At 43.3% G+C, this 6,706-nt stretch carries 7 protein-coding genes and 2 pseudogenes; 8 read left to right on the top strand and 1 reads right to left on the bottom strand.

Going from position 1 to position 6,706, the window contains the following annotated elements:
* A partial coding sequence (locus DXA87_RS14395; RefSeq protein WP_348982239.1) for a helix-turn-helix transcriptional regulator occupies positions 1 to 453 on the bottom strand: 453 nt, incomplete at its 3' end.
* 347 nt (positions 454 to 800) lie between these two features.
* Between DXA87_RS14395 and DXA87_RS14390 the strand changes: the two are divergent.
* The 8 genes and pseudogenes from DXA87_RS14390 to DXA87_RS14345 form a co-directional block, all read left to right on the top strand.
* Positions 801 to 953, top strand: a pseudogene (locus tag DXA87_RS14390) (DeoR family transcriptional regulator); the annotation flags it as partial.
* Positions 946 to 1,242, top strand: coding sequence for a DUF3847 domain-containing protein (locus DXA87_RS14385; protein ID WP_097786106.1), 297 nt, complete (start codon positions 946 to 948; stop codon positions 1,240 to 1,242). The pseudogene DXA87_RS14390 and the gene DXA87_RS14385, both read left to right, overlap by 8 nt.
* A gap of 449 nt (positions 1,243 to 1,691) precedes the next feature.
* Positions 1,692 to 2,231, top strand: coding sequence for a hypothetical protein (locus DXA87_RS14375; RefSeq protein WP_117505075.1), 540 nt, complete (start codon positions 1,692 to 1,694; stop codon positions 2,229 to 2,231).
* Positions 2,232 to 2,734: 503 nt separating this feature from the next.
* Entirely contained in the window at positions 2,735 to 3,502 is a 768-nt protein-coding gene (locus tag DXA87_RS18510; protein ID WP_348982237.1) for a reverse transcriptase domain-containing protein, read from the top strand.
* Positions 3,503 to 3,703: 201 nt separating this feature from the next.
* Complete coding sequence (locus DXA87_RS14360) at positions 3,704 to 3,925, top strand: hypothetical protein (protein WP_117505071.1); 222 nt, start codon at positions 3,704 to 3,706, stop codon at positions 3,923 to 3,925.
* Entirely contained in the window at positions 3,861 to 4,547 is a 687-nt protein-coding gene (locus tag DXA87_RS14355) for a hypothetical protein (protein ID WP_158553084.1), read from the top strand. The genes DXA87_RS14360 and DXA87_RS14355 overlap by 65 nt, the downstream gene beginning before the upstream one ends.
* Before the next feature lie 102 nt (positions 4,548 to 4,649).
* Positions 4,650 to 4,805, top strand: a pseudogene (locus DXA87_RS14350) (DUF3847 domain-containing protein); the annotation flags it as partial.
* A 555-nt stretch (positions 4,806 to 5,360) separates the two neighbouring features.
* Positions 5,361 to 6,572: an ATP-binding protein gene (locus tag DXA87_RS14345; protein WP_117505067.1), complete on the top strand. Its 1,212-nt coding sequence runs from the start codon at positions 5,361 to 5,363 to the stop codon at positions 6,570 to 6,572.
* The last annotated feature ends 134 nt before the right edge of the window (positions 6,573 to 6,706 follow it).

Raw genomic sequence — 6,706 nt, 5'->3', positions numbered from 1 at the left:
GAAATATTCATCATCACTGATATGGGCGGCTTGCAACACTTTCAAATGGGGGTCGTCTTCGCCAGGGCGATACCGTTCAATGATTTCATGCCGGACGGTATCGACAAGGGCGTTGAGGTTGTGGATTTGCATGGTAGCAATCCCGTCCACATAAATCTCAATGTCCGCAAGAAACTTGATAAAGTCCTTATGGGTGGCAAGTTCGCAGAGCAGACGGTTGTTAATCCGACCGCTTTTCAGAAGTGCTACCATCTCATCACTCAAATGCAGCTCCCTTAATGGCGTGTTGATCTCCGCCCGGTTCTCTGTCCGGCAAAAGAGATAATCGAGGGACACCCCATAAAAATCTGCCAGCAGGATAAGGTTGCCATGATTGATTTCCTTATAGTCATCTTTTTCATAACTGCCAAGAGCCGATTTTGAAATACCCGTTTGCTCAGCCAGTTCTTCCAGTTTTAATCCTTTGTTTCATCGTAAATCTTTTAGCCGTTCCTGTATTGTAGTAGCTCCGTTCATTGAAGCAGTTCCCCCTTCTGACGACATTTATAACCGTTGAATTGATTATACCATATCAATTCCGCAATCGTGGAAATTTCTGATTTTTACCCCGAATTCCTACTTTGTGGACATACCGCACGAGGCACAAAAATGTTCTATGATACAGGTAGTTCATCGATGGATTATTCCAATCGAATGACCAGCCTGTGTGGGATATGCTTCCCCGGCGATGTAGTGCCATGACTTTTGGCAGGGATGTGGAGGAACCCTGACCGAAACGAGCATACCAAAGGGAGCGATACGCCGCAGTCCTGTCCTGCAGTCCCATGACGGTCAAGCGTTCTCTGAATGAATTGGAAACTGTCGGACTTATCATGCGGGTGCGTCAGGGCGTTGGAGAACCAAACAGGATTTATGTGCTGATACCGGGAAAGGAGGACGCTGCCCTTGCCTGATACCTCAAAGCTGGAAAAGCTCAACCGGGAGCTGGAGAAAAGCGAAAAGAAACTGCGGAAAGCCATCAATGATGAAAAGGCGTTGCAGCACCAGTTAAAGCAGCTTACCCGAAAGGAACGGACGCACCGGCTCTGCACTCGTGGCGGTATGCTGGAAAGTTTTCTGCAAGAGCCGGAACGCCTGACAGACGATGATGTCATGCTGTTGTTGAAACTCATTTTTCACAGGCAGGACACGCAGGAACTATTGAAAAAACTGCTGGAACGGAAGAAGCCGGAAACCCCTTAGTTTACTAAGGGCGCAATTATACACCACCCGGAGGTTGGTGCATTGCGTTCTCCGAAGGCTCCTTGCCGGAGGGCTGTGATTTGTGCGAGCAATGAGCCGAACGAATATGCTTGCATATTCACTCGGCGAAAGCCGCAGCAGCCGACAGAATGTTGGCTTCCGCAGTCATGGTCTGCTCCAAATCATACAGGAGACGCTACGCCGTCTCCGCTCCGCTTCGGTCGGTGCAGGGCAAACGTCCACTGGACGTTTTGCACCCCTGCGCTGGCTGCCGCCAGCTACCCTTTTGTGGACTTGCCATCTGGGGACACCTTGCTTTGCAAGCTGTTCCCAGCCGACAAGTTTTACAAAATCTCTCTATACTTTGACGGTCGGGTAAAGTATAATGAAGTTAACGGCAAAGCGGAAGTTGATTGTGAGAAATTTTATATTGCGAGGAGGAAATAACAGTGCTTACATTACAGGAACTCCTTAACGGAGTGAAATGTTTAGATGAAAATACACTGGCTGAATTGTCGGATAAATTGTGGGAATTGGGGACATTAGATGATATAAAAGAAAAAGTGACCCCTGAACTTTTTACCTTGCATATTTGTATGAATATGGTGGGGAATTGGCAGTGTGATGGTTGGTGGTATATTATTTGTGAACAGGTAAAATTAGTTCCGTTTATCCCAGAAGCATTAAATGCTTTAGGATTATTCACCCTGAAAACAGCATTTGAAAAGGTTATATCCTGTTTTCCCCAAGATACAATTTTTACTGATGATAATAACTATATTGACACCGTTAATTTTATGCAAAATAACAGGTTTAAGGTATCAAATAAAAAATTAAATTCAATCACTCTCGAAAAAAGAAAAGAAATGGTAAAAAAGACTCGTCATTGTATTGAAGAATTAGAACAGTTAACAGAGCCTTTATGGGGATATGCCAGTGAAAATAATGGGTGGAAAATTGTGCTTGACTACATTTCCGCTCATAAATAATATAAATTAACCAGTTCCAGTTGTGCGCCCAGCTAAGGGTGTGTAGTCAAGCCGGTGGGATTCCGGTTTATCCAAGGTTTAGCCAACCAGATAATAGCGAGTCTTGGGATGATGCCGGTAACGGCATCTGACAAGCGTAGACAGCAAGAAAGCAGGGTTGAATAGCGATTGAGCTTCGAAACGTTAACTTCAGTCGGTCGACGTCTTAACTGGTGCGGAAGACAATATCATGTAATGCGATATGGCGAGTGTTATGTGGCACTGCGGAGTCAGAGAACCAATCATGTTTTACATTGTGAATACACATCAACTGGGGAGAACCTGCCATTTCTCGAAGAAGAGTATGAAGTTGCAACTGAAAACGGAGGATTTCAAATGAATAGTAGGTGGTCGGACAATCCCATAGTACTGTAGAAATCGGGCAATGCCGATGGAGGGAAGGGGATTGCATAGTAAAGGTCTTACTGAGGACACATGATCCGTACTCAGGGACGGAGGAAATAATGGAAACGAAATTAGTAAGAATAGCTGAGATATCGGCAACATCAAAACATCCTATATTTACATCCGTGTACCACTTGATAAATGAAGATATGCTAAAGCAATGCCATAAGGAATTAGATGGGAACAAAGCAGTCGGAATTGACAAGGTAACTAAGGATGAGTATGGGAAGAACCTTGATAGAAATATCAAGGAACTGGTACAGAGGTTGAAAAACAAATCCTTTAAGCCACTTCCGTCACTGAGGGTATATATACCTAAAGGAAATGGAAAGAAACGACCATTAGGGATTGCTTCCTATGAAGATAAGATTGTACAAATGGCAGTGAAGAAAATACTGGGAGCTATTTATGAACCGAGATTCCTAAACTGCATGTATGGATTCGGACCGAATAGGGGGTGTCACGAAGCAATAAAAGAAGTATACCAACGGATAAGCTATGGAAAAATCAGCTATATCGTAGATGCCGATATCAAAGGTTTCTTTGACCATATCGACCATGATTGGATGATGAAGTTCCTTGAATGGAATATACAGGATAAGAACTTATTGTGGCTAATACGTAAATACCTTAAAGCAGGAATAATGGAGCAAGGAAAATTCGAGCCAACAGAGGAGGGTTCGGCACAAGGCTCAGTAATGAGTCCGATGCTTGCAAATATATACATGCATCATGTGCTGACGCTGTGGTTTAAGCTGGTGGTGCAAAGGGAAATGCTCAAGTATTACCCGTTAGCAAAACCTAAAACGTACTATTGTTTATATTGAAGCGAATGTTACTATGAGGAGCCGTATGCGGGAAAGCCGCACGTACAGATCTGTGAGGGGCTAGGATTGAGAGGTCTTAGTCTACTCGACTGTCGAACTGATAAAATCCCTTTAGGAACTAAAGGGCGCACTTCGATACTCTCCTATCGGGAGTATGTGCGTCCTGCGGAGCTTCATTCTCTGTCAGCAGAAGAAAGCCGCATGACCGAGAATGTTGCGTCACTTCGTTCCGGCAAGGTTGCTACACCCCCTTGCGCCGCTAATGCGGCTATCCCCTGTGGACTTGCCGTCTTCAAACAGCATGAAATGCTGTTCGCCGCCAGCAAGTTGCAAAAAAAGTATGATGGAGGTACTCAATTTGAAAAGAGCTGCAAAAATAGTTTTGATAGGAGTCTGCTTCGGCTTGATTTTGTTATTGCTTAAAATTAGTTTTGGGATTGATGATGCAGCTTTTATGCATGGTTATTGGATTGCAGCGGTTGCCATTGTATTAGGCGCTGTGTTAATCAATGCATATTACAATCTAATTTATTTTACCAAAGTCAAGAAAATTGCAAAGTTGCTGAGTGAAGAAAAGCCACAGGAATACATTGACGGTATAGAAAATTTGCTAAAAACCGCAAAAGGGAAAACATTAAGAAATATCTTAGAATTAAATTTGGCTGCTGGATACATCGAGGCAAAACAATTTGATATAGCAATTCCTATGCTGGAAAAATTGTCCCATGAGCGGCTGAGCGGTTCTTCTGTTAATGTAGTTCATAAAATCAACCTTTGCTTGAGCTATTTTGAAACTACCCAGTATGAAAAAGCAATTACAGTATACAACGAAAACCAAGGACTTTTTCAACAATATAGACATCACAAAATCTACGGCGGAAACATAGCCATACTTGATATAATAGCAGCAATTATAAATGAGCAATATAATCAGGCAGAAGAATTGCTGGATACGGCAAAGAAAATGTATGATGATCCTCGATTGCAAAAATCGTTTCGAGAAATTCTTGATATATTAAATAAAGAAACGGCGGAAAACCACTAACATCTTAACTCAATACGGAAAATTAGACCGTTGGCTGGTCGCACTATGCGAAAAGTTGACGGTCTTTTTTATCTCCAAAATCAAAAAAGGAGGGCAATGACAATGACAAAACTGAAAACTCTCGACCAGCTTCGAGCCGAAAAGGAACGAGCCGAGACACAGCTTGCACAGGAACAGCACAAGCTGGAGCATCTGGAGAACAGAAAGAAGTATCTGGAGAAAGGTGAGCGCACCAAGCGCACCCACCGCCTTTGCAATGAAGCGATGCTAAACATCGTGGAGGGATAGCCCCAAGTCGAATTCAAAGGTGGTACAGATGCATACGAAAATCTGATTTTAGTCTCAAAAGCCATCCATGTGATTATCCATGCATCGTCTGAAATCACTATCAGAGAATATCTGAACCCACTGCAATTAGATGATTCTAAACTTGCAAAGCTTAACAAACTTCGAACTATGGCAGAAATGCCTGTAATCATGCTTTGATAATTATGCTGTTACGAAGTGTGTAAATCGTATATGAAAAAACCTGGCTGTTGAATTCGATGGAACGCCATGTGCGGTGAAAGCTGCATGCACGGTGTGGAGCGGGGGAAAATCTGGAGATTACATCAAAAGATTACCTATCGCTATCTGGTGCCGTTGCTTTCTGGACTTTTTGGTTAAACTACGCTATTCTGAAACTAAAAGGAAACAGAATTCGACATAATTCGAAAAAGTCAGTGAGAATCAACATAATTGCGGTTTATAATCGCAAAATCTATTGATTTCTTTATGCGCTTGCGGTATCATGGAACCATGGAGGTGGTTCCTATGATAAACAGACCGCTCTATGTCGATAAGATTATGGCCTACACCGACACACCTTTTGTAAAAGTGTTGACGGGGGTTCGCCGCTGCGGAAAATCCACAGTTCTTAAAATGATTATGGAGAAGCTGCAACAGGAGCATGGCATTCCGTCTGAGCGGATTGTCAGTATGCGTTTCGATTCCATGAATTATGAGGATATGACAGCGAAGGATGTGTTCAAGGCTGTCAAAGAAAAGCTCAATCCAACTGGGAGAACGTATCTCTTTCTGGATGAGGTTCAGGAAATTGAAGGCTGGGAGAAAGTAGTAAACTCCCTGGCAACAGATTATGATGTTGACCTTTATGTGACAGGCTCCAATTCCAGAATGATGTCTTCGGAAATAGCGACTTACCTGACGGGACGATATGTTTCCTTCCGGATCTATACGCTTTCTTTTCGGGAATATCTGGAATTCAAAAAGCAGTATACACAGGTAAAGGATATTCATGCTGAACTGGCAGATTATATCCGCTTGGGTGGCTTCCCTGCAACGCACCTGCGAGAGTATTCACAGGATGAGGTTTATACGATTGTCCGGGATATCTATAATTCCACGATTTTCTCGGATATCGTAAAGAGAAACCAGATTCGCAAGATCGACCAGCTGGAACGGGTGGTTCGGTACACATTTGCGAATGTGGGAAATTCATTCTCAGCAAAATCAATTTCTGATTATCTGAAATCAGAGCATCGTTCTATCGACAATGAAACGGTATACAGTTATCTGGAAAAGCTGGAGAAAGCATATCTTCTTCATCGCTGTTCTCGATACGATCTGCGCGGAAAGGAGATTCTGAAAACGCAGGAGAAGTTTTATCTTGCCGATACCGCTTTGCGTTACAGTGTGCTGGGCTACACACCAGACAGCGTCGCGTCCAGTCTGGAAAATGTGGTGTATCTGGAACTTTGCAGACGAGGATATACCGTGACGATTGGGAAAACGCCGGATGGTGAAGTCGATTTTGTGGCGCAGAAGCAGAATGACCGGTTGTATGTGCAGGTCACACAGGAGATTAAATCCGAAAAAACAGAAAAGCGCGAATATGAACGGCTGCTGGAAATCCGGGATAACTATCCGAAGTATGTTTTGAGAACCGATGAATTTGCCGGAGGCAATTACCAAGGCATTAAGAGTATGCACATTGCAGATTTTCTATTGAGCACAGAATATTAACAACGAGGACGGCGGTGAACCGCCCTTTTTACATAGCCAGGTTTCTGATTAAAATTGGAAACCTGACTATTTTTTGCCCATTTGCAGGTGCACATGCAAGGGGACATTCACTATTCATCCGTCTGCAAGGGCGT

Origin of the sequence: Desulfotomaculum sp. OF05-3, assembly GCF_003435535.1 — a bacterium.
Taxonomy (GTDB): Bacteria; Bacillota; Clostridia; order Lachnospirales; family Lachnospiraceae; genus Pilosibacter; species Pilosibacter fragilis.
The sequence above is the reverse complement of the archived record's forward strand: the minus strand, read 5'-3'. Positions and strand labels throughout refer to the sequence as shown.